This window comes from Brevibacillus laterosporus (assembly GCA_007833815.1).
In the GTDB taxonomy this organism is placed as follows: domain Bacteria; phylum Bacillota; class Bacilli; order Brevibacillales; family Brevibacillaceae; genus Brevibacillus_B; species Brevibacillus_B laterosporus_D.
This window is the reverse complement of sequence record CP033464.1, coordinates 4,166,955-4,193,436: the sequence shown is the minus strand read 5'-3', so window position 1 is coordinate 4,193,436 and position 26,482 is coordinate 4,166,955. Positions and strand designations below refer to the sequence as shown.

26 protein-coding genes, 1 pseudogene and 1 riboswitch are annotated in these 26,482 nt (G+C 40.5%); of the genes and pseudogenes, 23 read left to right on the top strand and 4 right to left on the bottom strand.

The features are described from left to right. Window positions 1-31: 31 nt before the first annotated feature. On the bottom strand, window positions 32-2,014 hold the full coding sequence (locus tag EEL30_20320; protein QDX94422.1) for a chitinase: 1,983 nt from the start codon (window positions 2,012-2,014) through the stop codon (window positions 32-34). 346 nt (window positions 2,015-2,360) lie between these two features. Here EEL30_20320 and EEL30_20315 point away from each other — a divergent pair, with 346 nt between their 5' ends. The 9 genes from EEL30_20315 to EEL30_20275 all read left to right on the top strand — a co-directional run bounded on the left by EEL30_20315 (window position 2,361) and on the right by EEL30_20275 (window position 10,019). Then, window positions 2,361-4,382 carry a PRD domain-containing protein gene (locus tag EEL30_20315; protein QDX94421.1) on the top strand — a complete coding sequence of 674 codons (2,022 nt, stop codon included), beginning with the start codon at window positions 2,361-2,363 and terminating at the stop codon, window positions 4,380-4,382. A gap of 8 nt (window positions 4,383-4,390) precedes the next feature. After that, entirely contained in the window at window positions 4,391-5,524 is a 1,134-nt protein-coding gene (locus EEL30_20310; GenBank protein ID QDX94420.1) for an amidohydrolase/deacetylase family metallohydrolase, read from the top strand. Further along, window positions 5,515-5,892 (top strand): PRD domain-containing protein, encoded by a 378-nt coding sequence (locus EEL30_20305; GenBank protein QDX94419.1) that lies wholly within the window; start codon window positions 5,515-5,517, stop codon window positions 5,890-5,892. The genes EEL30_20310 and EEL30_20305 overlap by 10 nt, the downstream gene beginning before the upstream one ends. Window positions 5,893-5,904: 12 nt before the next feature. Continuing rightward, window positions 5,905-6,264, top strand: coding sequence for a hypothetical protein (locus EEL30_20300; GenBank protein QDX94418.1), 360 nt, complete (start codon window positions 5,905-5,907; stop codon window positions 6,262-6,264). 13 nt (window positions 6,265-6,277) lie between these two features. Continuing rightward, window positions 6,278-6,628: a DUF4312 family protein gene (locus EEL30_20295; protein ID QDX94417.1), complete on the top strand. Its 351-nt coding sequence runs from the start codon at window positions 6,278-6,280 to the stop codon at window positions 6,626-6,628. 23 nt (window positions 6,629-6,651) lie between these two features. Beyond that, window positions 6,652-7,440 carry a DUF4311 domain-containing protein gene (locus tag EEL30_20290; protein ID QDX94416.1) on the top strand — a complete coding sequence of 263 codons (789 nt, stop codon included), beginning with the start codon at window positions 6,652-6,654 and terminating at the stop codon, window positions 7,438-7,440. A gap of 1 nt (window position 7,441) precedes the next feature. After that, window positions 7,442-8,092, top strand: coding sequence for a DUF4310 family protein (locus EEL30_20285; GenBank protein ID QDX94415.1), 651 nt, complete (start codon window positions 7,442-7,444; stop codon window positions 8,090-8,092). 93 nt (window positions 8,093-8,185) lie between these two features. Further along, complete coding sequence (locus EEL30_20280) at window positions 8,186-9,286, top strand: DgaE family pyridoxal phosphate-dependent ammonia lyase (protein ID QDX95834.1); 1,101 nt, start codon at window positions 8,186-8,188, stop codon at window positions 9,284-9,286. A 10-nt stretch (window positions 9,287-9,296) separates the two neighbouring features. Further along, on the top strand, window positions 9,297-10,019 hold the full coding sequence (locus EEL30_20275; GenBank protein ID QDX94414.1) for an oxo-acid lyase: 723 nt from the start codon (window positions 9,297-9,299) through the stop codon (window positions 10,017-10,019). Window positions 10,020-10,180: 161 nt separating this feature from the next. Here the strand turns inward: EEL30_20275 and EEL30_20270 are convergent, their stop codons facing one another. From EEL30_20270 to EEL30_20260, 3 genes and pseudogenes are all read right to left on the bottom strand, one after another. Beyond that, on the bottom strand, window positions 10,181-10,942 hold the full coding sequence (locus EEL30_20270; protein ID QDX94413.1) for a class I SAM-dependent methyltransferase: 762 nt from the start codon (window positions 10,940-10,942) through the stop codon (window positions 10,181-10,183). A 181-nt stretch (window positions 10,943-11,123) separates the two neighbouring features. Then, the gene (locus EEL30_20265) at window positions 11,124-11,810 is read right to left on the bottom strand and encodes a VUT family protein (GenBank protein QDX94412.1); all 687 of its coding nucleotides are present in this window, start codon (window positions 11,808-11,810) and stop codon (window positions 11,124-11,126) included. A 391-nt stretch (window positions 11,811-12,201) separates the two neighbouring features. Further along, window positions 12,202-12,456, bottom strand: a pseudogene (locus EEL30_20260) (molybdenum ABC transporter ATP-binding protein). Window positions 12,457-12,614: 158 nt separating this feature from the next. Between EEL30_20260 and EEL30_20255 the strand changes: the two are divergent. The 14 genes from EEL30_20255 to EEL30_20190 all read left to right on the top strand — a co-directional run bounded on the left by EEL30_20255 (window position 12,615) and on the right by EEL30_20190 (window position 26,411). Then, window positions 12,615-14,045, top strand: a complete 1,431-nt coding sequence (locus EEL30_20255; GenBank protein QDX94411.1) for an NAD(P)/FAD-dependent oxidoreductase — start codon at window positions 12,615-12,617, stop codon at window positions 14,043-14,045. 91 nt (window positions 14,046-14,136) lie between these two features. Beyond that, a riboswitch (cobalamin riboswitch) is annotated at window positions 14,137-14,254 on the top strand. Between the two features lie 92 nt (window positions 14,255-14,346). Next, window positions 14,347-14,742, top strand: coding sequence for a DUF4430 domain-containing protein (locus tag EEL30_20250; protein ID QDX94410.1), 396 nt, complete (start codon window positions 14,347-14,349; stop codon window positions 14,740-14,742). Further along, window positions 14,732-15,283: an ECF transporter S component gene (locus EEL30_20245; protein QDX94409.1), complete on the top strand. Its 552-nt coding sequence runs from the start codon at window positions 14,732-14,734 to the stop codon at window positions 15,281-15,283. Before EEL30_20250 ends, EEL30_20245 begins: the two co-directional genes overlap by 11 nt. 268 nt (window positions 15,284-15,551) lie before the next feature. Then, complete coding sequence (locus EEL30_20240; GenBank protein ID QDX94408.1) at window positions 15,552-16,691, top strand: iron-containing alcohol dehydrogenase; 1,140 nt, start codon at window positions 15,552-15,554, stop codon at window positions 16,689-16,691. Between the two features lie 190 nt (window positions 16,692-16,881). Then, window positions 16,882-17,235, top strand: a complete 354-nt coding sequence (locus tag EEL30_20235; GenBank protein QDX95833.1) for a BMC domain-containing protein — start codon at window positions 16,882-16,884, stop codon at window positions 17,233-17,235. 2 nt (window positions 17,236-17,237) lie between these two features. Beyond that, on the top strand, window positions 17,238-17,675 hold the full coding sequence (gene eutP / locus EEL30_20230) for a EutP/PduV family microcompartment system protein (GenBank protein ID QDX94407.1): 438 nt from the start codon (window positions 17,238-17,240) through the stop codon (window positions 17,673-17,675). A gap of 46 nt (window positions 17,676-17,721) precedes the next feature. Next, complete coding sequence (locus EEL30_20225; GenBank protein QDX94406.1) at window positions 17,722-18,294, top strand: ANTAR domain-containing response regulator; 573 nt, start codon at window positions 17,722-17,724, stop codon at window positions 18,292-18,294. After that, window positions 18,287-19,711 (top strand): ethanolamine utilization protein, encoded by a 1,425-nt coding sequence (locus EEL30_20220; protein QDX94405.1) that lies wholly within the window; start codon window positions 18,287-18,289, stop codon window positions 19,709-19,711. The genes EEL30_20225 and EEL30_20220 overlap by 8 nt, the downstream gene beginning before the upstream one ends. Window positions 19,712-19,842: 131 nt before the next feature. Then, window positions 19,843-21,273, top strand: a complete 1,431-nt coding sequence (eutA, locus tag EEL30_20215; protein QDX94404.1) for an ethanolamine ammonia-lyase reactivating factor EutA — start codon at window positions 19,843-19,845, stop codon at window positions 21,271-21,273. Window positions 21,274-21,302: 29 nt separating this feature from the next. Continuing rightward, window positions 21,303-22,667 carry an ethanolamine ammonia-lyase subunit EutB gene (gene eutB / locus EEL30_20210; GenBank protein ID QDX94403.1) on the top strand — a complete coding sequence of 455 codons (1,365 nt, stop codon included), beginning with the start codon at window positions 21,303-21,305 and terminating at the stop codon, window positions 22,665-22,667. Between the two features lie 18 nt (window positions 22,668-22,685). Next, window positions 22,686-23,597, top strand: a complete 912-nt coding sequence (gene eutC / locus EEL30_20205; GenBank protein ID QDX94402.1) for an ethanolamine ammonia-lyase subunit EutC — start codon at window positions 22,686-22,688, stop codon at window positions 23,595-23,597. Window positions 23,598-23,614: 17 nt separating this feature from the next. Continuing rightward, on the top strand, window positions 23,615-24,268 hold the full coding sequence (gene eutL, locus EEL30_20200) for an ethanolamine utilization microcompartment protein EutL (protein QDX94401.1): 654 nt from the start codon (window positions 23,615-23,617) through the stop codon (window positions 24,266-24,268). Between the two features lie 11 nt (window positions 24,269-24,279). Further along, window positions 24,280-24,942: a BMC domain-containing protein gene (locus EEL30_20195; protein QDX94400.1), complete on the top strand. Its 663-nt coding sequence runs from the start codon at window positions 24,280-24,282 to the stop codon at window positions 24,940-24,942. 2 nt (window positions 24,943-24,944) lie between these two features. After that, window positions 24,945-26,411, top strand: coding sequence for an acetaldehyde dehydrogenase (acetylating) (locus tag EEL30_20190; protein ID QDX94399.1), 1,467 nt, complete (start codon window positions 24,945-24,947; stop codon window positions 26,409-26,411). The last annotated feature ends 71 nt before the right edge of the window (window positions 26,412-26,482 follow it).

Genomic DNA, 26,482 nt, shown 5'->3' with positions numbered 1-26,482 from the left:
ACGTATCTGTATCTAAAACATGCCCTTCCTGCTACTGATGTGTATTAGTAGGACCTCCTGTGGACAATGATGCTCCCGTGATTGGTGAACCATTTATTTTGTAATTGGCAGGAATAGAGGCTTGACCTGAACCTGCTCCACTTAATTTGAATAATTTACCGGGTGCAATCTCTGGGGTCCAACTTGGAGGTTTAATTTGGTAGCTATTTTGACCAGGTGTGAGAGTTGCATCCCATACAGAAGTGAGCTGGCCAGCATAGTCAAATTGTAAGGTCCAATTTGAAACAGGAGTGTTTCCTGTGTTGGTAATTACGAGGTCAAAGTTGTAGCCGGTCTCCCATTGTGATGTTACCTTAAACTCTACCTTTGCTTGAACCTTGCTTGGATCAGGACCTGTAGGGCCTTTAGGCTCCTGTTTGTATTCAGCTGTTACGGAATGTGTTTGGCCTTTAGCCACTTGAACAGTACCTGGTTTAATGATTGGCGAGTATTTGTAGGTAGCATCTTCAAATGGTTTTGCTGTAACCGCATAGGTACCTGTTGGCACTTGATCAACTAGTTTGCTTTGTCCAAAAGGAATGTTGTAAGCGATTCCATTAAATGTAATTTCAGGAGTGAAGGAGTAAGGTTGATTTGCCACTTGTAAGGAAACCGTTCCATATTCTACAGGAGTTGTTCCCGATTTGAAGCCATTTGCAACCACACTAATCAATTCTTCTTTTGGATCACCTGTCACTTCCCAGACAATGATTCCACCATAGCCGTTTTGATTAACGAAATTTACTTTTTCTTGTATGGAAGTGGGGTCTTCATAGGTATACATCTGTTGTTTGCTTTCACTGTAGATATAAGGAGCTTTGGAAACGGGATCGTAATATTTTTTGAAAGCGGGGTCTTTTTCTAAAACATCTTTGATATGGTAGTACGGATTGTTGCCTGCATTGCGGCCGCCATCCCAAATTCCTTTTACGCTTTCAGGAACAGTAGAGGCAAACAAGCCAGGTAATTCAGGAATAGGTCCATCATTTTTCACTTGACCCCATCCACGCGAGTAGAGTGGAGATCCTACAATAAGCTTGTCTTTTGAAATTCCATATTTTTCAAAGTTTTTCATAGCTTGAGCTGTATTGTAGTTGATTTTGATTAATTCTTCATAAGGTTCTTTAGGATTTGAAAATAGAGGGGAGTGATGACCTGTTTTATTTTCCCACGCTCCGTGGATGTCATAGGTCATTATATTGATGAAGTCGAGGTATTGGGCATATTTATCAGGTTCGGTCTTGGCGATTTTGTCCAATCCGCAACCTACTGCTGCTGTCAGCTCGTAGTATTTTCCATCTTCTTGTCCAGCTTTGGTGAGTGCTTCCCTAAGATCTTTAAGAAGGAGAGTAAAGGTTTGTTTTTCGGTATCATTCGCTTTTGGCGTACCGAGATCATTCGGATTATCCACTTTGTCAGGGTCACGTTTAAAGCCGGGGTATTCCCAGTCGATATCTACTCCATCGAATTGCCATTGACGAATGAAATCGACAACACTATTGGAGAATTTTGCTCTTGCTTCAGGAGTTTTGGCCACATCATGGAACCCAGCAGAGCGAGACCATCCACCTACGGAAATCATAGTCTTCACATGAGGATACTGTTTCTTGTATTTGCGAATAGAACCTAGAGTACCTGCATCAGGAGAGCCCCATGTAGCACCATCCATCAAGGCTTCCGTAGCGGCGTATTTATCGAAATAATCAATCGTTCCTGTTGTCAAGTTAATGTCTGCAAAAGCGTAGTTGAGGTGAGTAATCTTACTCCAAGGAATTTTGCCAGGAGTATAATTGTTATGTCCTGAATAAATTCCCCATTCTGGGTAATACGCTACAATTCGCTTGTTATAGGGAGAAGCAGCCGTTCGAGAATCTGAGGATGAAGAGTCGGTGTCTGTTTGAGCAAAGGAAATGTTTGGTACGAGCATTGCTACCAAAACTAGAAGTGTGGATAACCATGAGAAAAACCTTTTCATTTGTGTGCCTCCTTTTTTAATATTTTTGTCTAATATATTCCTATTATTTCCTGTTTGCCTAATTTTTTCAATACTTTTTTTAATCTGATATTATAAAAATATTACCATTTCTTTGACCATATGTCGTGCGATAGGTGTAGCTACATAAACGGAGTATGTGTGTTCAGACCGTAAGAATGTTATTCACTTGCATGGTTTCTCCTTGTGTTTTTGTAAGTATCGAATTTTGCACCATCTCACAGGGAAAGGAATCGAACTTTAAGAAAGGATGAGACAGGCATATAATGAAACCAACAAGATAGTGGATGCGCTTACAACATAGATCAGACGGGGAGGAGAGAAAGGCATGCTGTCTTCGCGATCACGTGAAATTGTCAAAACGTTGGTGTTAGCACCAGAACCGCTCCGAATAAAGGAAATTGCACAAGACTTTCAAGTTAGCGAACGAACCGTCAAATATGATTTAGATCATGTCCGCGCTTGGCTCAAAGAACGTAATATCCCATTGTTTTCTCAACCAAATAAGGGAATCTGGCTGGAATGTCAGGAGCCGATCAAAAAACAAGTAATGGACTGGCTACAAACTCCTGGGTCAAACGAAATCTTTTTGCACCAAAACGAACGAGCCCGATATATCGCACTAGAGCTGTTATGTGAAGAGAATTTTTTGCGGATTAAAGATTTTACCGACCGTTTACTAGTAAGTCGCAACACCATCATTTCTGATCTTGAAGAAGTGGAACGGTTTTGTAGTTATTGGCAGTTACAATTTGAACGAAAATTACGTGTTGGCTTACGAATTGTTGGTAAAGAGCTTCAGCGTAGACTAGCACTAGAACAATTAATGTTGGATTTATTAGATGGCTATGAAATGTTTCAGCTTGTACAGAGTATTTCACAAGAACAAGATAGCATGGCTCTAGCTGCCCCCATTTATCAGAGATTGAAAATTGACGAAAAGGAAACGTCTCAGTTGAAAGAATCATTGAATCGTGTCGTACTTCGAGTAGGCAAGGAGCTACAAATTCATCTGTCAGACAGGGTGCTCATCAGTTTATTAATTCGTATGGGCATTGTCGTGCAACGTCTTCGTAGCGGGTTTAACAACCAACTGGATACGTTAGAGATTTCAGCTATTCATCAGTTCTCCATTTTTACCTATTTCCAAGAAGAGTTGCAGGTACTGTTTGATCAGTTATCCCTCCCGATTACTGATAAAGAAATCGCTTTTATTTGCATGCCCACCATCGGGATGATTGTGGACCCACACGCGTACGAGCATAGAGTAGATTCTCAAGAACAAGCAGAAATCTATGCGTTGACAGATGAACTAATTCAAGCTGTATCAGACAAATGTGGAATCATGTTTCGAGAAGATCCGGGTCTTATGGAACATTTATTTGCGCATCTGGCTGATCGCATTGTGAAATACAGAAATGGTGTTTTGGACCCTAACCCGTTGACAGACGATATTATACGAACGTATCCATCTCTGTTTACAGCACTGAAGCAAATTTGCTTAGAGAAGTTTAGCAAGTATCAAATTCTACTTTCCAATTCTGATATCGCTTACATCGTATTACATTTCCAAGCGGCGCAGGAACGTTTATTAGAACATAAACGAGTTCGTGCTTTAGTGGTTTGCGGGACCGGGAGAGGAGTAGCAAGATTTTTACAGACACATTTGGAAAAGGAAGTTAAAACGCTACATGTAGTGGGACTTTGCTCTAGTTTGGAAGTCGATAGCTTTTTGCAAAGCAGATCTGTTGACGTCATCGTTAGTGTTATCCCTCTACAGGCAAAGGTGCCTGTTGTGCAAATAAATGCTTTGCCAACTAAACAGGATCGGGAAAAGCTACAATCAGTATTGAACACGGTAAAAGCAAAACAAGTCAAAGAAGCCCCACAAGCAGGAGCATTATTAGCCACAAGAACTTTTACAGCTTCAACGATCCCAACACAAAGAGCAACTGAAATAACTACATCTGATTCATTTTCCAGAGGAGAACGAACAAAATTTGCTTTACTCGCTGAAAATATGTCACCTGCGATGCTTCAGGAAATGGAGAACGTAACACAGGACATTATCCTGCAAGGTTTTGAGATTGGGATGAAATTGACCAGCCGATTTGCTCATCTTTTGCCTGAAAAGAGGCAACAAGGATTGTTTTTACACGTCCTGCTAATGATGAATCGCTTGTCGCATGGCAGTTCTTACTTTAACTATGAGACGAGCGGATTACAGGAATCCCGTCAAATGCAAGCCTATCGGTATGAATTAGCCCAATTTTTTGAGCAGGAACAACTTGAATTGCCTCCCAGTGAGCTTACTGCCATCATGCGATATTTTACAGAAGAGAGGGGCTAAAATACAAAATGAACTACGACTTACTTATTCGCAATGGACATGTAATAGACCCAGCTAGTGGGCGAAATGGTCGGTTTCATATTGGTATTACCAACGGAATGATTCAGAAGGTTTGGGAAGGAAATGATGATCTCTCACTTCCAACAGCCACAAAAATCATTGATGCGAGAGAATACATCGTGACCCCCGGATTAATTGATCTACATGTGCATGTATTCACGGATAAAACACCGCTTGGAATAAAAACGGATCGGATCGGTGTGCAACAAGGTGTGACAACAGTCGTGGATGCAGGAAGCGCTGGTGTAGATACCTATCCTATCTTTTTAGAAGAAGCGGTTACTAACAGTGAAACAGAAGTGCTTGCTTGGATAAATATATCGCGGTTAGGTCTATGCGGTGGACTATCGGAATTAGCCGATATGACTCAATTGGCGTCAGAAGAAACAGCTCGCCTAATCAAGAGCGATTCAAGAATCTGTGGTATTAAAGCAAGAATGAGCGCCTCTGTTGTAAAAGAAAATGGGATAAAACCTTTGTATGTAGCCAAAAAGCTGGCTAATGAGCTGGCAGTACCAGTAATGGTTCACATCGGAAATGCACCTCCACCGCTTCATGAAGTATTGGAATTGCTAGAAGAAGGAGATGTTGTCACACATGCGTTTCATGGTAAAAAGGGGGGTATTTTTACAAAAGATGGCAGCCTACTTCCAGAAGCAGATCAAGCATTGAAACGCGGTGTAATTTTTGATGTAGGCCACGGTACATCAAGTTTTAGTTTCGCAACGATGAAACGTGCCTTGGAGCTGGGAATTAAGCCTTATACAATAAGTACAGATATTTATCGGCATAACGTAGATGGTCCTGTACACAGCTTGACAATAACGATGACCAAATTACTAGCGCTAGGTGTTCCTCTAGAAGAAGTAATAGAGATGAGCACATACAATCCAGCTAAGATTTTACAAAGAGAACAGGTAATCGGAAGCTTAAAAGAAGGGACACGTGCTGATATTAGCTTGCTACGACTAAAGAAAGAACCCCTTCATGTAACCGATTCTGAGGAAGCTACCATCCTTACATCGAGCTATTTGCAACCAGAGCTCACTATTAAATCAGGAAAGGTATTGAGATGTATATGATGACAAGCATTGTAGAGGAAGTAGCCACACTATCCCCTATGCAAGATACAGAAGCGAAAGAGCTGACCACATTGCTCGAAAAGGTACAAGAGCAGGCTTATCAACTCCCGCTGATGATTACTAAGGAACGCTGGATTGCTATGGGGGTTCATCTGCTCGCCTTTATGAGACGAGTACAAAACCAGGAAAAATTGCCTGCTGTTGATTCCTCTTTAATAGAGGAAGGAGATGTGCGTTTAAAGCAAATCTCTCAAAAAGTATTGGATGCTTACGGATTTCAATATGGTTTTCCGCTAGAATCCATTGAAATTTTTCTTTTGCAAGTGCATTTGGAAGCAGCTAAGGCTGTACAAGAAGAGACAAATTAGGAGGGAATTGTAATGGGAGAAATCAAGGTGGTCATTGGAGATCGTTTGGGTAAGGGACAAAATATCGCGAAAGGAATTGAAGCGGCAGGGGGGACACCAATCCTTATTCCAGGCGTAGGAGCTGATATGAAGGTAGGCGATTACATGAATAAAGAAAATGCCGATTTCGGATTATCGTTCTGCGGGAGCGGTGGGGCCGGTGCGGTGACAGCTAAGACGAAATATGGTTATGATATTGAGTTCGGTTTACGCTCCATTGATGCTGGAGTTACTGCTTTGCGCGCAGGTAAAAAGGTAATTGGCTTTGGTTTTATGGATATTGAAGAATTAGGAAGACGTATGACGGAAGAGTTTAAAAAAATGAAAGGGTAGGAGGAAGAGGAAAATGTACAAAGAGCTTGATTACACGTTGACGTTAAGTGGGAGCGGGGAATCTAAAGAAGCTGCTTTTCAACAAGTGTTTGGTCAGATTAAAAACAAGCTGGCACGCGAGATTCCCGAGCTTATTTTACGAATTGAACCAATGGATGTTGAGGTTTTGAAGGCAAGTCAATCTACCTATAAAGAGCGCTTCTTAGGAATTTTGTTTCCACGCAATAGGACGAAGTATACGATTGAAGTGCGCGTTCTGGTCCGTTTGCGTGTAATTGAGCTGTCAAAAATTGAATTTGCAGAAGAAGCGCAGCAATTATCCGGCAACAAGCTATTGAGACTCAAGAAAAATCCTAACACGTAAGCACGGAAAAGAGGGGGTTGCAGATGAGTATCACCTTGATCATTATTTTAAAATCAATCATTATTGGTGCACTTGTTGGGTTTGGGGTTGGAGCAGGGGCAGCTCGTATGTTCCACGCTCCCAATGTACAAGGGATGGGTGCTTTTCGTACCTTTGGAGAGTTAAATGCATGCGAAGGAGATCCGATATCTCACTTTTCATTTGGTCTGGGCTTTCTATTTAATGCTTGGGCGTCCGTTGTTGGTGCAGGTGCATTGACACAGGACGTTGATCATCGTATTATCCCCAACTGGGCAGCGGCGGGGCTATTGTGGAAAAATCGAAATGTTTCTGAAACTTTACATGATCCGAAGAAAATGGCATTTGCAGGCGCACTCGTTGGAGTTGTCGTGGTTGCCTTATTGAACTCTACAGCTTCCTCCATTCCTTCTTCTATGCAGTTAGTGGCAACCAAAGTACTGGTGCCAGCTGCTAACTGGTTGATTAACCCAATTATGCCAATCGTTTTCTGGATGGCGGCTATGGATGCTGGTAAACGTACCGGTTTATGGGGAACCGTACTAGGTGGTTTTGCTCACTTAATCATGGGGAATGCTGTCCCTGGTATCGTCCTTGGTATTTTAATCGGTAAAGGTGTGGACGATAGCGGTTGGAATCGTATTACGAAAACTCTGGTGGTTGCCGTTGTTCTATTGTACACACTAAGTGGATTTTTCCGTGGTTTTGATGTAGCGTTCCTGCACAGTATTCAAGTAGATATCCCTCAATGGCTCATTGATTTACACAAAATGTTTGGATCAGAGGTGAAATAACATGGATCAATCGTTAGAAAAGCAAGGTTTTTGGTTATCTGAGTGGGCTTTCCCTATTTTTGTTGCTTGCTTATGTTCTGGTATTTTCGCAGGTACGCATATGTATTATGTGCATCATGTAGGGGCGTTTAATGATATTGCTATCGTAGCTATGTTAGAGGCTGGTATTAAAGGCGGAAGCTATGGTGCAGCAGCGGCATTTGGAGCCAGCTTCTTGTTTGCCAGAGTCCTAGAAGGTCCATTAGTTGGTATTTTGGACATCGGTGGGGCTTTGCAAACGGGTATTGGTATTGGAGTGCCTGCTATGTTGCTTGGAGCGGGGATTGTAGCCCCTATAGAATCGTTCCCGTTGGCGTTGGTGGTAGGTGCAGGTCTTGGATTACTGATTGGGCTAATTATTATCTTGATTCGACGCTATACTGTAGCTGGTTCCACCTCAACATTTGGAGCAGATGTCATGATGGGAGCTGGTAACGCAGCAGGTCGTTATTTGGGTCCATTAATTGTTATTACAGCGATTATGGCATCTATTCCCGTTGGCATTGGTGCTACAATAGGTGCGGCTCTGTTCTATGCCTTTAAAAAACCGATTGCAGGTGGTGCAATTATTGGTGCCATGATTATGGGAGGGATTTTTCAAATTCCAACGTAATTGAGGTGAGTTCTGAATTGATTATGCGTTTACCCAGATGTTACTTTGGTTTTATTTTATAAATACGCTGGAAACAGAAAGGCTGAAGAAATTATGTCAATCTATCAACAGCTAGGACTTCGTGCGGTCATTAATGCGAGTGGGAAGATGACGGCACTAGGTGCAAGTGCTGTCCATCCCGAAGTGGCTCGTGCTATCTCAGAAGCGTCGATGGATTATGTGGATATGCGGGAGCTGTTACATGAGGTAGGGAAACGTATCGCGAAAGCAACGGGTGCAGAAGGAGGGTGCCCAACGCTTGGGGCCTCGGCAGGTATCGCAATCGCTACAGCGGCTATCATCGCAGGAAGCAATCTGGCTAAGCTAGAGAAAATTCCTTTTTTACTAGGCGTTCCAAATGAAGTAATTGTACAGAAAGGACATTCTGTTCATTTTGGAGGAGCTGTTCCACAGATGATGGCTCTTGGAGGAGCAAAAGTGATTGAGGTAGGTCATGCCAATTTGGTGGAAGCTGATCATATTGAAGGTGCCATTAATGAAAATACCGCTGCACTCTTTTACATTAAATCGCACCATGCCGTGCAAAAAGGTATGCAATCTCTACAGGCTATGCTGGAGATCGGGCATCGTCATCAGCTCCCTGTCGTCGTGGATGCTGCTGCTGAAGATGATTTGCACATGTATGTTCAAATGGGGGCGGATTTGGTTATCTATAGTGGTGGTAAAGCCATAGAGGGGCCAACTTCGGGTTTTATTTGTGGCAAACAGGCGTTAATTGATGCGTGCCATGCCCAGTACAAAGGTGTAGGACGTGCGATGAAGGTCGGCAAAGAAGCGTTGGTCGGTCTAGTAATGGCATTAGAACGCTACGCAAATAAGCCAGAAACGGGCAAGGAGCAGAAGGAACGTATGCAATCCTTTCTGGAACAAATAAAAGATTTGGCAGGAGTAACAGGTCGCATTGTTCAAGATGAAGCAGGGCGTGAAATTTACCGTGCCCAACTAACCATTGATCCAGCAGAGGCTGGTATGACGGCCACCGAGCTTTCCCAGAAATTGAAAGAAGGAAAGCCGGCCATTTATACAAGGGATCATTATGCGAATATAGGAATCATCAATATTGATCCCCGACCTTTGCTTCCTCAACAAGAAAAACAGATCGCTCAGCGTTTACACCAAATTTGGCAAGCATAGGAGGATAATGATGACAAATAACGTAAAAGTACGTGTGAATTTATTAGCAGGAGATACTGAGAATGCAAAAGACATTATGGAGATATTAAACGGCCAGGTATTGGTAGGTCTTATGGTCAAATCCTTTCCAAGTGTGGAATCGGCAGTGGAAAAGATAAAAGAGTTTCAGAGAGCAGGTATCCCAGTGTCAGTAGGCTTAGGGGCGGCTGATCCAGCCCAGTGGAAAAAGGTAGCTGACGTATCCAAGCTCACCATTCCACCGCACGTGAATCAAGTATTCCCAGCAGCCGGTTATACCATTGGACTGTTGGAGAGTGTAGGTGCTACAAATACAATCGTCAATGCAGTAATTACACCAAGTGGTACGGCGGGTAAGGTGTATGTGACGACAGGACCTGAGAGTCAGAAATATGAAGAAGCTATCTCGTGTGAAGCAGCAGCAGCATTATTAGCGGACATGGGGGTAACCTCTGTCAAATTTTATCCGTTAAATAACCGATTAGATGAACTGGCTGCTATGGTGAAGGCCGCTGTAGATGCAGGTATTACAATTTTTGAGCCGACAGGTGGAATCACCATCGAAAATATGGCTGAAACAGTGCGCGTTTGCATCGCAAATGGTGCTACAGAAGTGATCCCACACATCTACACGTCCATAGTGGATAAAACAACCGGATTGACAAGAGTGGAGGATGTCCAAGCCTTGCGCGTTGCATTGGCGGAGTGGATGTAGGTTTTATCTGGTTTACAATGAGATACAAAGGAAACGTAACAGGAACGAGCGTCCACCTTGATATTCCTCCTTGGAAGGAAAAAAGGTGGACGCTTGCCTTTATGAGCAGAGTGGATATATAGGTGTGTCTTTGTACATGTTTGCTCAAAAAAATTGCTCCATTATTTCTTGTTAGCAATCGCTTCAAAAGTAATGGTTTGCGTTTCTTTTGTTGGATATACACCAAACTGGTAATCAGCAGAAATAATAATTTGCTCGAAACCGATTTTTTCGAGAATCATTCTAAATTCTTCCACACCATACCAACGTAAGGGAAAACGCTCTAGCTCTGTTTCTAAAAGAGTACCGTTTCTCCATTTTTCATATCTACCATGAGAAATACTATATTGATTAATATAATCTACTTCAATTAAGGTATCTTCATATGTAATCACATCAGCATTATCACATGTCCATGTTCTAGTTGAGGTTGTACCAAATGAAAATTCGGTTTGCAAGAATAGATCTACGATTAATTTTCCACCGTGCTCTAGATTTTGATAGAAATTTTGCAAGGCTTGTAGAGATGTCTCCCTCTCATGAAGTAACAAAAATGTCCCGGTGGGTACGATAATTGTATGATATGGAATAGGTGATAAAAAGGTTTCCATTTTTGCTTCAAAAAGATTTGGAGTGAAACCTCTCTTTTCACAGTTAATCTGACAAATACGAAGCATATCTAGTGAGCTATCAAATCCATCAACATGCAAACCATTTTCTAATAGAGGAATTAATATCCGACCTGTACCTACTGCTGGCTCAAGGATTCTACCTTTACAGGAGAGCAATCTTTCTTTATAAAATTCTACGTCACCAAACGAATGACCAATGGGTTTATCTAAATCATATACCTCTGAAGATAAACGATTATAAAAATCTAGCATGCAAGTGCCTCCCTTTGATATCTGAATATTAAATAATAGTATAGCATGCAAGTGCCCCTTTGATATCTGAATATTAAATAATAGTATAGCATGTAGAGGTATGAATCAAAAAAGCCCGCTTGCGACATGGATTATCATGCACAAACGGACCTTTTACATAGAAAGCCTACTATAAGAATACTTACGATTCTTTTGTAAACGTGAAGTTACGCGCTATATATAAAATTGGTGTAGAAGCAGCCGAAACCACAAATTTAATCAGATACGTTGTGATCAAGATGTCAAACCACATGTCCATAGGCAAAACCCCAAGGAAAGCAATGGAGCAGAAGATTACTGTATCAACCAACTGGCTAATCATGGTACTTCCGTTATTTCGAATCCACAGTTGATTCCGTTTCGGACATACTTTCTTTAAAAACGTATATATACGAACATCCAAGAACTGACTGATAAAGTACGACGTCAAACTAGCGATCGCTAGACGTGGCATGAGGCCAAAGATCAAGGCTAAAGCCCCTTGTTGTTTAACGGCATCAGGATGAGGTACAAATTTCAAAGCCATCTGCATGATAATCGTTGTAGCGATTAGTGTAAAAAAGCCAAACCAGACTGCTTTTTTCGCTTGCTCTTGCCCGTATTTCTCATTGAGCAAGTCACTGCATAGATAGATGGTTGCGTACATCGTATTGCCAAGTGTCATAGCAAAACCAAACAGATCAACGACTTTCACTACTTGAATGTTGGCAAGAACGGTGGCAAATCCAATCCAAGCATACAAGCCTACTTTGCCAAAAAAACGATAACATAATAAGAATAACAAAAAATTGACCAGCACAAAGCCGATCCCAAACCATAAATTAAACATGTATCCTCCTAGTTTTGATAACGCGGGAGATCTCGAACCGCGAAGAGTCTATGAAGTTGTCACAAGGATTCATTGTAACAAGCTTCACCCAGTGGTTCAATGCTTCTTTTCACATCTATATGATTATTCTTTGATTTGAGAGTAAAGTTTAACCAGCTATCAAAAGTTTTTTTCGAGAAAAACAAACGGAACTAAAACAAGAACTTTTCCTACAAAAACAAAGAAGAGCAGCAAATTGCTGCCCCTATTATTTCTTAATAGAACCATCTCAAAAATTTCATCGATCTATGTATCAAGTTCAGTGAAGTCTTTAACGTAAGCATATGTATTCCATGTTTCTTTGTTTGGCTTTACGTCTTCAACACTTTTGGCTATAAGTCTTTTTCTATTTTTATTTGGAGTTTCCTTTAGGATGCGTGCCAATAGGTTCTTGGCAAAACAACCAATGTCGTCCCAGTACATGTTCAAGCTGAACCGGAACCCCGAAAAAACGAGATAAAAGCTCTGGAACAAGCATGTCACAAGTCTGACCAGAATCAAAAATGCTCCCATCCTTGAGCAAGAGCGTATGAGTGAAACAAGGTAAAATTTCTTCTATATGATGGGTAACGTAGATAATGGTAGGGGCATTAGGGTGTTTAGCAATTGCATCACTTCTTATACAGAAATGACAAGTAATTTATAATACGAACAAAAATATAGTATTTATAAAAAATGTTCGGATTTATGGTTGATTATTCATAAAGGGATGATATAATCAATAAGGTTTGAAAATTTCCTAACATTTTCAAGGGGGCAACATCTATGAATTATGATGTTATCATTGTCGGAGCTGGTCCAGCAGGAATTTTTACGGCGTATGAATTGATCCATAAAAAACCGGATTTACAGATCCTGTTGATTGAAAAAGGACACAATATTTACTCTCGTCGCTGTCCCATCCTTGAGAAAAAAATTAGTAAATGTCCGCCTCCAGCAGGTCGTAAAGATTTTAGTGGTTGTTTGCCTGCATGCTCTATTACCAATGGATTTGGAGGGGCAGGAGCTTATTCAGATGGAAAATTTAACATCACGACAGAATTCGGTGGCTGGATGACTGATTATTTAACGCCTTCTGAAGTGCTAGAATTGATAAAATATGTAGACGAAATTAATTTAAAACATGGTGCCACCCTCAATATTACCGATCCAACTACCGATGCAGTTCGTGACATTGAACGCAAGGGGCAGGCAGTTGGACTTAAACTATTACGTGCTAATGTCCGCCATTTAGGCACCGAGCAAAACCTAGAGATTCTCAAAAGCATCTATGAAGAGTTAGAACCGAAAATTACGATGGTCTTCAAGCAGGAAGTCGAAGATATCATTGTGGAGAAAACGGAAAAGGGTAAAGAAATTCACGGCATTACCTGTAAAAAGGGCCAGGAGTATCGAGCAAACAAAATGGTTATTGCTCCTGGCCGAGATGGTTCACAATGGTTCGGTGAGATAGTAAAGAAACAAGGGCTACGGCTGATTAACAACCAAGTAGATGTTGGAGTGCGTGTAGAAACAACCAACGTGGTGATGGAAGAAATCAACAAGCATCTATATGAAGGGAAATTTTTATTCAAGTCTTCTACGGATCAAATTGTCCGTAGTTTTTGCTCCAATCCGAGCGGTCATGTGGTTGTAGAAAATCACAGCGGGGTTATGGCGGCTAATGGTCACGCGTACAAAGATGAGAAGCTTGGCTCGCCCAATACGAACTTTGCCTTGCTGGTGTCGCATGTGTTTACAGAACCTTTTGATAAGCCAAACGAATACGCCAAAGAAGTATCTCGACGTGCCAATGATCTTTCTAACGGTTCTGTGATTGTACAACGCTTTGGGGATATCAAACGCGGTCGTCGTTCTACAGATAAACGATTAAAAGAAGGGTTTATCGAGCCAACGCTAAAAGAAGCTGTACCAGGTGATCTTGGCTTAGTTTTGCCTTACAATACGATGAAAAGTTTAATTGAAATGGTGGAGGCACTCGATCATGTGACGCCAGGTATCGCGAGCGAACACACGCTGTTTTATGGGGTAGAGGCAAAATTCTATTCTGCACGCCCTCATTTAAACCCTCACTTTGAAACCGAAATTACTGGCTTATATGCAGGTGGCGATGGAGCTGGTTTAACACGCGGGCTAGCTCAAGCAGGTGCTTGTGGAGTTCATATCGCTCGGGGGATTTTACGACATATGTCTTAAATATGGATGAATCAAACTACATTTTGTCACAACCGTATGATTGTCAAGCCCATTTCTTATGCTATAATGTTTTCAAATGGGTCACACCTCATTAACTTTATAACATATAGTTTTAGGTGATGGAAGTTTGGTGAAACTCCAACACGGTCCCGCCACTGTGATAGACTACTTGCTTAGTCTTAAGTCAGGTCTTTTACCTAAAAACTACTGAAGGCTAACCATTTCGAGGCGAAGATGGTTAGTCCATGTCTAGTGATGTTTCCCGCCTCGCTAGACTTTTTTAATGGAGAAAGGAGCGAATATGTTAAAAAAGGTTTGTCAAATCGCCTTACTTGTTGCACTTGCAATGGTAAGTGTAATGGGTTGTTCAAATAATGATGCAGCACAGAATTCAGCAACAGAAGAAAAAGTTGAGAACAAGATCGTTGTGGAAGTATCAACCGATCAGGGTAAAACCAAAATGGCTGAAAAAACGATTCAGTTCAAAGGGGAACAAACCTTGTATGAGGTGATGAAAAACAATTTTAAAGTGGAAGACGATAATGGGTTTATTACTTCGATTGAAGATGTAAAACAAAATCCAGCAGAAAAAAAGTATTGGCTATACGAAGTGAACGGAGCGCCCGCAGTTAAAGGAGCAAAAGATTTCAAAGTAAAAGATGGCGATGTCGTTAAGTGGGATTTACATGCTTCATAACCATGGATCAAGGAAAGCACCCATTTCAAGTGTAAAAAGCATCACATTACTAGCTATCTTATCAGCTTTGGCTGTTGCGGGACGGATTGCGCTTTCTTTTATAGCTAATGTACAGCCCGTAACAACATTTGTCATTCTTATGACACTTCTCATGGGGTTTCGATATGGTGTGTTGCTTGCGGGAATGGTGATGATTTTGTCAAATTTGATCCTAGGATTTGGGATTTGGACCTTGCCACAAATTATCGCTTACTGTGCAATTGTCGTGGTAACCAGTATTTTTATCCGCCCCGTTTTTTCAAAGCTTCCCTTGGTAGTGATGGCCTTATATGCCGGATTTACAGGATTGCTTTACGGCTTTATCAATTCCCTGGGTCAGATACCGCTTTATGGTGCTACTTACTTTCTGACTTATTACCTTGCTGGGATACCCTATGATATCATGCATGCAATCGGGAATTTCGTTTTTTACTTGGTACTAGCACCTCTTTTACTCCCTTTGTTACACAAATTGATAAATCAACATTTTGATAAGTCTTGACAAACTGAACAGGCACAATGTAGTGCTTGACGAATCTTATCAAACCTTTGATGCAAAAGGTTTTTATACACAAAGACGTGTATAGTGTTTTTAAAAATAACAATCAATACATAGTTGACTATATGATAAATATAGTAGTACAGTATTGATAGAAAACAGAATACAAGTTACACAAAGACGTGTTACTTATGTAGATAGCAAAGAGGCTTTTAAAGGGAATACTCCCTTCTAAAAAGCCTCTTTTTTTATTTCAAATGGAGGTGTCAGCATGGATAAGGTAAGTTTTAAAACAGACATTTACATGGGACAAGGTGCTTTGAATCGTCTGCAGGATCTGAAAGGGAAACGGATTTTTATTGTCACCGACCCTTTTATGGTTCAATCGGGAATGATTCAACAAGTCATTAACCAAATTGATGAAAGTAATAAGCACATGGTTTTTAGCGACATCGTTCCAGATCCACCAATCGAAGTTGTTGTGAGTGGGATGAAAGCACTCAGTGAGTTTGAGACTGATACGATTGTTGCACTTGGAGGAGGCTCTGCTATCGATGCCGCGAAAGCAATGAAATATTTTGCGAAACAAGTGTCCGCACAACAAGATCTTCCTTTCATTGCTATTCCGACAACAAGTGGAACAGGTTCAGAAGTAACCGCATTTTCAGTCATAAGTGATCAACAAAAAAATATTAAGTATCCACTTGTGTCGAATGATATGACTCCTGAAGAAGCTATTTTAGACCCAGAGCTAGTAAAAAGTGTCCCTGATTTTATTACAGCCGATACAGGAATGGACGTTCTAACACATGCTATCGAGGCATTTGTTTCTACAAAAGCAAATGATATTTCTGATGCTTTTGCTGAAAAGGCGATGAAGCTCGTTTTTGAATATTTAGTAAGAGCATACAAGGATGGTAATGATTTAGAGGCTCGTGAAAAAATGCACAATGCTTCATGCCTAGCAGGGATGGCCTTCACGATTACATCGTTAGGTCTTAATCATGGTATTGCGCATGTTGCTGGGGCAAAATTCCACATCCCCCATGGCCGGATGAATGCAATTTTGCTACCGCATGTTATCGAATTTAATGCGAATTGTGGTGCAGGATATAGTGATGTTGAAAATCAGGCGACAGCTAAGAGATACGCTTCTATCTCCAAGAACTTAGGTCTACCAGCATCCAATACAAGAAGTGGCGTACGCAGTCTAATTAATGCGATTAAGCAATTGCAAAAGCAATTGAAAATGCCAATAAACTTGCGAGATTGTGGCGTTGAATATAAGCAGCTAGAAGAAATGAGAGGCGCGATTGCAGAGGGTGCGCTTCAAGACGGATGTACCCTAACTAATCCACGCGTGCCTACGGAAAAAGATGTTATTGTAATTTTGAACAAAATGTTTCAGTAGCGAATATTTTGTCGAAATTCGTCTAATGAAGTATTGACATCGTTTACAAGTTCAAATATGATAAAATTAACACAACGTCGTGTTATGAATTTCAGTTGAGAGCGAAGAGGCTCCTTAAAAATTGCCATGTGTATTTTTAAGGAGCCTTTATGTGTTTTTAATGTTTTTTCATGCAGATGGGATGAGGATTATGAGCCAAAATAATGAAAAACAACGGGTTATTCAAGAGTATGTTCCAGGTAAACAAGTTACACTAGCTCATATCATAGCTAATCCGAATCCAGATATTTATAAAAAATTAGGATTAAGCAATGAGACGAAGGATGCAATTGGTATTTTAACCATTACCCCAAGTGAAGCATCTATCATCGCAGCTGATATTGCAACGAAAGCAGCTGGCGTACTTATTGGTTTTGTTGATCGTTTTAGTGGATCAGTGGTGGTTACAGGTGATGTATCCTCTGTGGAATCGGCACTAAATGAAGTGTTGCTTGGCTTACAAGATATATTAGGATTTAACGCTACGAAGATAACGAGAACGTAGTTATGAAAAAAATTATCTTAACAGGAAATACAGGCTGCGGTAAGACCACTTTGTGCCAGCGACTTCACGGACATGTGATCGCCTATAAGAAAACACAAGCCATTGAAACGTTTGATCAAGCCATTGATACACCTGGGGAATGTATAGAAAATAGAGGTTTATATAGAATGCTACTTGTGACAAGTGTCGATGCAGATGTCATCGGTCTTGTGCAGGATTGCACAAATGAGGATTGTTATTTCCCACCTTCTTTTGGCTGTGTATTTGCTAAACCAGTTATTGGTATCATTACAAAAGTAGACATTGCCAAAAATACGGAGGAAGTAAAAAAAGCTAGGGAATATTTACTAGCAGCTGGTGCTTCGCAAATTTTCGAGATTTCTTCTACAGAAAACATTGGCGTAGAAGAGTTAAAGAGCTTCTTACATGAAGACGAATAGGTAACAAGAGGTATTTATTTTGCTTAGACAATGAGGTGTGGTACCCATGAATGGAAAAATTGTAGTAGTCGATGACGAGCCTATTACAAGAATGGATATTCGTGAGATTTTAAAAGAAGCGAACTACAATGTGGTAGGGGAAGCTTCAGATGGTTTTGAGGCCATTGAGTTATGCAAAAAGCATTTGCCTGATCTAGTGATAATGGATATTCAAATGCCTATCCTAGATGGATTAAAAGCGGGAAAAAGAATCCTTTCAGAGCAATTAGCTGGTGGCGTTGTTTTATTAACAGCCTTTAGTGATAAAGAATGTATCGAAAAGGCTTCTAGCATTGGGGCTTTGGGTTATCTAGTAAAACCACTTGATGAAAAGTCTTTCATTCCAATGGTTGAGGTAACCATCGCCAAAGGTAAAGAATTTCGTAAGCTAGAAAAAAATTATACAAAAGTCTCTCAAAAGCTTGAAGAACGAATTGCTATTGAGAAGGCAAAAGGGATTTTGATGAAAGAAAATGGTTTTTCTGAAGAAGAGGCGTACCAAACCATTCGTAAATTGAGTATGGATAGACGATGCCCTATGATTGAAATCGCTACCACAATCGTGATCTCCTATGATTAAAGATACTATTACGCGGTTGTGTAAGAAACATACTCATTTAACTGATGCACAGATTCAGAAAATCATTGAAGTAGCCCATTCTAATGAATTATTTGATTTGCAGGAAGGAAGGGACCTTTTTATTGATGTCCTCTCTAAACTGACAAATGAAGCTATTGTTGTCTACCATCAAACTCATGGAATTGAACAATCTCTTTATCAGCGTCCTGTTGTTGGAGAGACAGCGTTACGAGAAAATGAGCCTGGTGTGCTTCGAACGTTAGAAACGGGAGTCATGTCAGTTGGGCTTGTTGCGAAAACCCAAGAGAATCAACTGGTTAGACAAACGGTATATCCTATTCATCTAGATGGCAAAGTTATTGCAGTACTCATCTATGAAAAAGATGTAAGTGAAAACATCAATGCCAGCTTCAAAGTAACAAAAGCAGATTCCCAATACGAAGATATAGCGTCTACTGTAACTGCTATGATCAGATTTAATGAATCCGTTATCAATCAACTAGATGATGCTATCTTAATCTTTGATAAGGATGGATTTTTAAAACTAAAGAATAGCAAAGCGGACCGACAATATCAAAATTTGGGATATCTAGAAGATATTCAGGGTCTGCATTACGATAACCTTTCTTTAGATCAAACCTTGTTTGTAGAGGTAATGAGAGAATATGACGAGAAAAACCTGTGTCAGTTTCAGGAAGATGTGCATGTTGCTCAGTATTTCTTAAAAGTAAAAAGATTATTGATTGATGAGCGTGACTTGCGTCTAGTCGTCATTTTGCATGATGTAACAGAAATTAAAGATAAAGAAGCTGAAATTATCTCGAAATCTGTGGCTATTCGTGAGATTCATCATCGAGTTAAAAATAATTTGCAAACCGTGGCTTCCTTGCTTCGTATTCAAGCAAGACAGTGTGAAAGTGAAGAAGCAAAGAAATGTTTGAATGAGAGTGTAAGCAGAGTATTAGCTATCGCTGCCACTCATGAATTGCTATCTACACAAATAGAAGCTAACGTGAATTTACTTGAAGTTATCGAGCTAATTGCGGCTAGCATTCAACGTTGCTTTGTCAATTGTAAGAACATTGATATACAAATAGAAGCAAATCAAAAAATTTGTATTGATAGTAATCGTACAGTAGCTATTGCGCTGATTATCAATGAATTATTGCAGAACTGCTACGAACATGCCTTCTCAGATTGTGAGGAGGGAGTAGTAAGGGTTTCCCTTTGTGTGGAAGGGAAGTATGCAACTCTTGAAGTGGTCGATAATGGAAAAGGATTTTGTGTAGATGAATGTTCACAAGAAAGCCTAGGTTTATCTATTGTCACAAGCTATGTTAAGGATAAACTAAAGGGGAGCATGAAAATTGCTTCTACGGAACAGGGAACATCCGTTACATTTACCTTTAAAATATAATAATGATACTACAAAGACGTAGTATGAATTAAGCAAAGAGGCTTAAGGTTATATATTCTCAATTCACGAGGATGTATGTAACTTTAAGCCTCTTTTCTTTTTTCTACTAGGATATGAGGGGGGTGACAAAAATGAAAGAGGAATTGCTAAGTGTAGGGATCGATATGGGAACATCTACGACCCAAATTGTGTTTTCTAAACTTTATATTCAAAACTTGGCCTCATCGTTTTCTGTTCCACGTATCGTCATCACCGATAAAGAAGTGGTATACCGAAGTGATATCTGCTTCACACCATTGCTCTCTGCTAACAGAATTGATGTTCAACAAATTAAGAAATTTGTGCAGGAGCAGTATGAAAAAGCTGGCATAAAAAAAGAAGAGATTCATACAGGCGCCGTTATTATTACCGGCGAGACGGCACGAAAAGAGAATGCGAACGAGGTATTACTCACCTTGAGTGGCTTTGCTGGTGATTTCGTTGTTGCAACAGCTGGTCCTGATTTAGAGAGCATCATTGCTGCTAAAGGAGCCGGAGCACATACGTATTCGAAGGAACATTCAACCTCGATTGTCAACATCGATATTGGTGGCGGTACTAGTAATTTAGCATTGTTTAGCCATGGGGAATCACAAGATACAGGCTGCTTAGATATTGGTGGACGATTGATCAAGGTAGATCCAGTGACTCATGAAATCATCTATATCGCGCCTAAAATTGACATGTTAATTCAAAAAAGAGGATACGACCTACAGCTAGGTCACATTGCTACAGCCGAGAAATTGCAACCGATCATTCAGGAAATGGTGTGGCTTCTGGAAGAAAGTGTGGGTCTAAAAGAGAAAAGTGATTATTACGAAACGATTCTCACTCACAAAGGATTAAAACTAGATAAACCGATTCCATGCATTTCATTCTCGGGAGGAGTTGCCGATTATATCTATCAGAATGAAGAGAAGGATGTGTTTCATTACGGAGATATCGGCATCTTGCTAGGAAGAGCTATTGCTTCCTCTCCACTCATGAAACAAATGACGGTGTTTCATTCCGTAGAGACAATTCGTGCAACAGTCGTTGGGGCTGGTTCTCATACCACTGAAATAAGTGGGAGTACGATCACTTATACAGAGGAAACGTTTCCGATTAAAAACGTTCCGATTTTGAAAGTAGCATTATCGGATGAATCGGGTGACGAAGAGAAATTAGCACAGGCCATTCGCGAAAAATTGCAGTGGTTTAAAGTAGACAATGATTTACAAAAAGTAGCCATTGCCATTGAAGGGAAAAAAAGTCCTAGCTTTCCCCAGGTTCAAATATATGCAAAGGGACTACAAAAGGGTATGGCTGAGCTACTTGAAAGAGAGTATCCATTCATAGTGATTGTTCATCATGATATGGCTAAGGTACTAGGACAAACCCTTTATGGACTACTTGATTACAAAAAAGATGTCGTGTGCATCGACAGTATTCAGGTAGACAATGGTGACTACATTGACATTGGAAAGCCAATTGCTAATGGAAAGGTCTTACCGGTAGTCATCAAAACACTCGTGTTTAACTAAGAGATGTAGAAATGAGAGGAGGAGCTTTTGTGATCTTAAAGACGAAATTATTTGGTCGGATGTACCAATTTGCATCCATTATCGAAGTTCTAGCAAAAGCGAATGAAGTAAAATCTGGGGATACATTAGCGGGTGTTGCTGCGACTTCAGCTGAAGAACGCGTTGCTGCAAAGGTTGTTCTAGCGCAACTAACATTAGCAGATTTACGCAATAACCCTGTTGTTCCTTATGAGAAGGATGAAGTGACTCGCATCATCCAAGATCAAGTGAACGAAAAAATTTATGGTGAAATTAAAAACTGGACAGTTGAAGAATTGCGTGAGTGGATTCTAAACGAAAATACGAAAGAGTCTGATATCAAACGTATTTCCCGCGGTTTAACTTCTGAGATGATCGCAGCAGTAGCCAAAATCATGTCCAATCTTGACTTGATTTACGGAGCAAAAAAGATTCGCATTACAGCTCATGCGAACACAACAATTGGTCGCGCTGGAACGTTATCTGCTCGTCTACAGCCTAACCATCCTACCGATGATCCAGACGGAATTACCGCTTCCTTGATGGAAGGCTTAACTTACGGAATTGGCGATGCGGTGCTTGGTTTGAATCCAGTAGATGATTCCGCAGAAAGTGTTGCACGTGTCTTAAGAAGATTTGAAGAGTTCAAGCAAAAATGGGAAATTCCTACTCAAACTTGTGTACTAGCTCACGTAACAACACAAATGGAAGCTATTCGACAAGGTGCTCCTACAGATTTGATTTTCCAATCTATTGCGGGTTCTGAAAAAGGAAACGAAGCATTCGGATTTAATGCGGCAACCATTGCCGAAGCACAAGCATTAGCTTTGCGTGAAGGTACTGCTGCTGGTCCAGACGTGATGTATTTTGAGACAGGTCAAGGTTCTGAATTATCTTCTGAAGCTCACCATGGGGTGGACCAAGTAACAATGGAAGCACGTTGCTATGGTTTTGCAAAGAAATTTAATCCATTCCTTGTAAATACGGTTGTTGGTTTCATCGGACCGGAATATCTCTACGATTCTAAGCAAGTTATTCGTGCAGGTCTTGAGGATCACTTCATGGGTAAATTAACAGGTATTCCAATGGGATGTGACGCTTGTTATACCAACCATATGAAAGCAGATCAAAATGATATTGAAAACTTGGCTGTACTATTGTCAGCTGCTGGATGTAACTTCTTTATGGGTATCCCGCATGGAGATGACGTTATGTTGAACTATCAAACAACAGGATACCACGATACAGCTACATTACGTGAGTTGTTAGGCTTGAGACCGATTAAAGAATTTGAACAATGGATGGAAAAAATGGGCTTTATTGAAAATGGAAAACTTACGAAAAAAGCGGGAGACGCTTCTGTGTTTTTGAAGTAAAGAAAGGAGGAAGCAACGGTGAACGAAAAAGACCTAAAATCCATGATTGAAAACATTCTTTCTCAAATGATGGACAGTCCAAAAGAAGCAGTAGCTACACAAGAAATCGTTACTCAAGCAATGGCAACAAGCGCGCAACAACTAAATGAGGAAACAGTCATTAGTGAGGAATTTATTGATGACATCACAGAAGTTGATCTTAAAGGGCAGCTTTTGATTCCAGACCCTGAAGATAGAGAAGGGTATCTGAAAATGAAGGAAAGAACACCAGCTCGCCTTGGGATTTGGAGAGCAGGCCCACGCTATAAAACATCTACTTCCTTACGTTTTCGTGCGGACCATGCAGCAGCTCAGGACGCTGTATTCTCCTACGTACCTGAAGAATTTGTAAAAGAATTGAATTTGGTAGCGATTGAAACGCTTTGCAAAGACAAAGATGAATATATCACTCGACCAGATTTAGGTCGTCAGCTATCACAGGAAACCATCCAATATGTGAAACAAAACACAACTCATGGTGCAAAAGTTCAGCTAGTTGTGGGTGATGGATTAAGCTCTGCGGCTATTGAAGCTAATTTGCGTGATATTTTACCATCCATTGCACAAGGTTTAAAAATGTATGGAATGGAAATTGGTAATATTTTATTCGTAAAACATTGCCGTGTTCCGTCCATGGATGTAATCGGTGATGTTACAGGAGCAGACGTTGTATGCCTACTAGTAGGAGAACGTCCTGGTCTAGTAACAGCAGAATCAATGAGTGCTTACGTTGCTTATAAGCCAACAGTTGGTATGCCAGAAGCAAAAAGAACGGTTATCTCCAATATTCACCAAGGTGGTACGCCTTCAGTAGAAGCAGGAGCTCATATCGCCGAATTAATCAAAACCATGATTGATAAAAAAGCTTCAGGTATCGATTTGAAACTGTAAGAAAGGGAGGAAATCTGATGAAAAACGAGCCTATCTATGCAAAAGTATTAGGAACCAAATTGATTTCCAATGTGAGTCCTGATATGGCTGAGAAGTTAGAACTAAAATCACATCATAAAAGCTTAGGAATCATTACGGTTGATATTGATGATGTGACGTATACCGCATTAGACGAAGCAACCAAAGCAGCAGAAGTAGATGTCGTTTATGCAAAGAGTATGTATGCAGGATCTGCTAATGCATCAACGAAGCTAGCTGGTGAGGTAATTGGGATCATTGCTGGTCCAAGTCCAGCAGAAGTCAAAAGTGGACTTAGTGCAGCCATCAGCTATATCGAGAATGGAGCACATTTTGTAGGCGCCAATGATGATAATTCCATTACGTATTTCGCTCATTGTGTTTCCCGTACAGGTAGCTATTTATCTGAAGTAGCAAATATAAAAGAGGGCGAAGCAATTGCCTATTTAATTGCACCTCCCCTTGAAGCAATGTACGCACTTGATGCAGCCCTAAAAGCAGCAGATGTGAGTATTGGAGCTTTCTTTGGACCACCGTCTGAAACGAACTTTGGTGGTGCTTTATTGACGGGTAGTCAATCTGCATGCAGAGCAGCATGTGATGCGTTTGCAGCAGCAGTCCAATTTGTAGCCGATAATCCTACCAGTTATTAAAGGGCTAACACATGAAAAATAAAGCATTGGGACTTGTTGAGACCAAAGGACTCTTGGGAGCAATGGAAGCTGCTGACGCTGCTCTCAAAGCCGCAAATGTTACATTTATTGGCTTTGAAAAACTTAAAAAAGATGGTTTGGTGACAGTCAAGGTAACAGGTGATGTTGGAGCGGTACAAGCTGCTGTGGAAGCAGGAAGTGCTGCTGCTAGGAAATTAAACTGTCTTTTCAATAGTCATGTCATTGCAAGGCTACACGAGGAAACAGCGAAAATCGTCACAATTGATTCGCCCCAGGAAACGCCAAATGAACAGCCTGTGGAAGACATCCAAATTATTCCTCTTCAACTAATTACAGAAGATAAAAAACCAAAGACGGTCATTCTTGCTGATCAAGTTCAAGATGTCTCTGCTCAACAAAATGTAAGTGCTCAAGAAGAGAAACAAGATAAAACAGATTTGGAAAGTCAGGGTCAGGATCAACTAGAAGAAGCTACCTCCCTTGTTTCTTCTGGTAAAAAAAAAGAAAAACCACTGGATGAAATGAAACTAGCGGAGTTAAGAAAAATAGCTTACAAGTTAAAATTAACAACCATTTCGAAAGTGCAAGTCAAGTATGCCAAAAAAGATCAGCTTATTAAAGCGATCGAACAACATGATGGAGAGAAGGAGTAAAGATGGAAGTTATAGACAAAGACTTAATGTCCATTCAAGAAGTACGTACTTTAATCAAAAAAGCAAAAGAAGCTCAAGCCAAACTAGCTTCCATGACACAAGCACAAATTGACTCCATTGTAAAAGCAATGGCGGATGCAGCTTATGAAAATCGTGAGAAGTTAGCTAAAATGGCACACGAAGACACAGGTTTTGGTCGTTGGCAAGATAAGATTGTCAAAAATGAATTTGCTTCTAAGCATGTTTTTGAAGCTATTAAAGACCTTAAAACCGTTGGAATCCTAAATGAGGATCAAGAGAAAAAGATAATGGAAATCGGTGTACCTGTAGGTGTTGTAGCTGGTCTAATTCCATCAACAAATCCTACTTCCACCGTTATCTATAAAGCAATCATCTCTCTTAAAGCGGGAAATAGTATTGTATTTTCCCCACATCCAAATGCACTACGTTGTATCTTGGAAACAGTAAAAATCATTAGTGAAGCTGCTAAAAAAGCAGGGTGCCCAGATGGTGCTATCGCTTGCATGACTGTACCAACTATCCAAGGTACAGATCAATTGATGAAGCATAAAGATACAGCTATGATTTTGGCTACTGGTGGTACAGCTATGGTTAAAGCAGCTTACTCCTCTGGTACACCAGCAATCGGTGTAGGACCAGGTAATGGTCCAGCATTTATTGAAAGAAGTGCTAGCATTCCTTTAGCAGTAAAACGTATCCTTGATTCAAAAACGTTTGATAACGGAACCATTTGCGCTTCTGAACAATCTGTTGTTGTAGAAAGAGACAACAAAGCTGCAATTGTTGAGGAGTTCAAAAAACAAGGCGCTTACTTCCTTTCCAAAGAAGAGAGCCAAAAACTAGGAAAATTCATTATGCGTGCAAACGGCACAATGAATCCTCAAATCGTAGGAAAAAGCGTTCAGCACATCGCGAAATTAGCTGACCTACAAGTTCCAGAATCAACACGAGTTCTAATCGCTGAAGAAACAGAAGTTGGAAGCAAGGTTCCATACTCTCGTGAAAAATTGGCTCCAATCCTCGCTTTCTACACAGAAGACAACTGGAGAACTGCATTAGATCGTTGCGTTGAGATTTTAAATAACGAAGGTGCTGGACACACAATGATGGTTCATACGAACAATGAAGCTATCGTTCGTGAATTCGCTTTGAAACAGCCTGTATCCCGTATCCTTGTTAATACACCAGGAACTTTAGGCGGTATTGGTGCAAGTACTGCTTTATTCCCAGCGTTAACATTGGGTTGTGGAGCGGTTGGAGGAAGCTCAACTTCCGATAATGTTGGTCCACTAAATCTACTTAACATTCGCCGTGTAGGCTATGGTGTGAAGGAATTAGAAGATTTAGTAGACAAAAAAGCTACTGAAGTGAAAGAACCTACTATTGAAACTACTGATAAAGAGCAATTGATCAGCTTGATTGTACAACGAATTTTAGCTGAAATGTAGGACATGGTTACGCTATAAACTTGGCTAGTTCAAGTTTACTCATATACATGATGCATAACGCATCAACATGA

What these genes read in the sequence shown, in the direction of transcription:
- EEL30_20270 (QDX94413.1), bottom strand. Translation starts at nt 10,942, where the DNA reads ATGCTAGATTTTTATAATCGTTTATCTTCAGAGGTATATGATTTAGAT.
- EEL30_20285 (QDX94415.1), top strand. Translation starts at nt 7,442, where the DNA reads ATGGATCAATCGTTAGAAAAGCAAGGTTTTTGGTTATCTGAGTGGGCT.
- EEL30_20255 (QDX94411.1), top strand. Translation starts at nt 12,615, where the DNA reads ATGAATTATGATGTTATCATTGTCGGAGCTGGTCCAGCAGGAATTTTT.
- EEL30_20250 (QDX94410.1), top strand. Translation starts at nt 14,347, where the DNA reads ATGTTAAAAAAGGTTTGTCAAATCGCCTTACTTGTTGCACTTGCAATG.
- eutL (QDX94401.1), top strand. Translation starts at nt 23,615, where the DNA reads ATGAAAAACGAGCCTATCTATGCAAAAGTATTAGGAACCAAATTGATT.
- EEL30_20280 (QDX95834.1), top strand. Translation starts at nt 8,186, where the DNA reads ATGTCAATCTATCAACAGCTAGGACTTCGTGCGGTCATTAATGCGAGT.
- EEL30_20305 (QDX94419.1), top strand. Translation starts at nt 5,515, where the DNA reads ATGTATATGATGACAAGCATTGTAGAGGAAGTAGCCACACTATCCCCT.
- EEL30_20220 (QDX94405.1), top strand. Translation starts at nt 18,287, where the DNA reads ATGATTAAAGATACTATTACGCGGTTGTGTAAGAAACATACTCATTTA.
- EEL30_20290 (QDX94416.1), top strand. Translation starts at nt 6,652, where the DNA reads ATGAGTATCACCTTGATCATTATTTTAAAATCAATCATTATTGGTGCA.
- EEL30_20295 (QDX94417.1), top strand. Translation starts at nt 6,278, where the DNA reads ATGTACAAAGAGCTTGATTACACGTTGACGTTAAGTGGGAGCGGGGAA.
- EEL30_20190 (QDX94399.1), top strand. Translation starts at nt 24,945, where the DNA reads ATGGAAGTTATAGACAAAGACTTAATGTCCATTCAAGAAGTACGTACT.
- eutP (QDX94407.1), top strand. Translation starts at nt 17,238, where the DNA reads ATGAAAAAAATTATCTTAACAGGAAATACAGGCTGCGGTAAGACCACT.
- EEL30_20265 (QDX94412.1), bottom strand. Translation starts at nt 11,810, where the DNA reads ATGTTTAATTTATGGTTTGGGATCGGCTTTGTGCTGGTCAATTTTTTG.
- EEL30_20225 (QDX94406.1), top strand. Translation starts at nt 17,722, where the DNA reads ATGAATGGAAAAATTGTAGTAGTCGATGACGAGCCTATTACAAGAATG.
- EEL30_20245 (QDX94409.1), top strand. Translation starts at nt 14,732, where the DNA reads ATGCTTCATAACCATGGATCAAGGAAAGCACCCATTTCAAGTGTAAAA.
- EEL30_20240 (QDX94408.1), top strand. Translation starts at nt 15,552, where the DNA reads ATGGATAAGGTAAGTTTTAAAACAGACATTTACATGGGACAAGGTGCT.
- EEL30_20300 (QDX94418.1), top strand. Translation starts at nt 5,905, where the DNA reads ATGGGAGAAATCAAGGTGGTCATTGGAGATCGTTTGGGTAAGGGACAA.
- EEL30_20320 (QDX94422.1), bottom strand. Translation starts at nt 2,014, where the DNA reads ATGAAAAGGTTTTTCTCATGGTTATCCACACTTCTAGTTTTGGTAGCA.
- eutA (QDX94404.1), top strand. Translation starts at nt 19,843, where the DNA reads ATGAAAGAGGAATTGCTAAGTGTAGGGATCGATATGGGAACATCTACG.
- EEL30_20235 (QDX95833.1), top strand. Translation starts at nt 16,882, where the DNA reads ATGAGCCAAAATAATGAAAAACAACGGGTTATTCAAGAGTATGTTCCA.
- EEL30_20315 (QDX94421.1), top strand. Translation starts at nt 2,361, where the DNA reads ATGCTGTCTTCGCGATCACGTGAAATTGTCAAAACGTTGGTGTTAGCA.
- EEL30_20195 (QDX94400.1), top strand. Translation starts at nt 24,280, where the DNA reads ATGAAAAATAAAGCATTGGGACTTGTTGAGACCAAAGGACTCTTGGGA.
- EEL30_20275 (QDX94414.1), top strand. Translation starts at nt 9,297, where the DNA reads ATGACAAATAACGTAAAAGTACGTGTGAATTTATTAGCAGGAGATACT.
- EEL30_20310 (QDX94420.1), top strand. Translation starts at nt 4,391, where the DNA reads ATGAACTACGACTTACTTATTCGCAATGGACATGTAATAGACCCAGCT.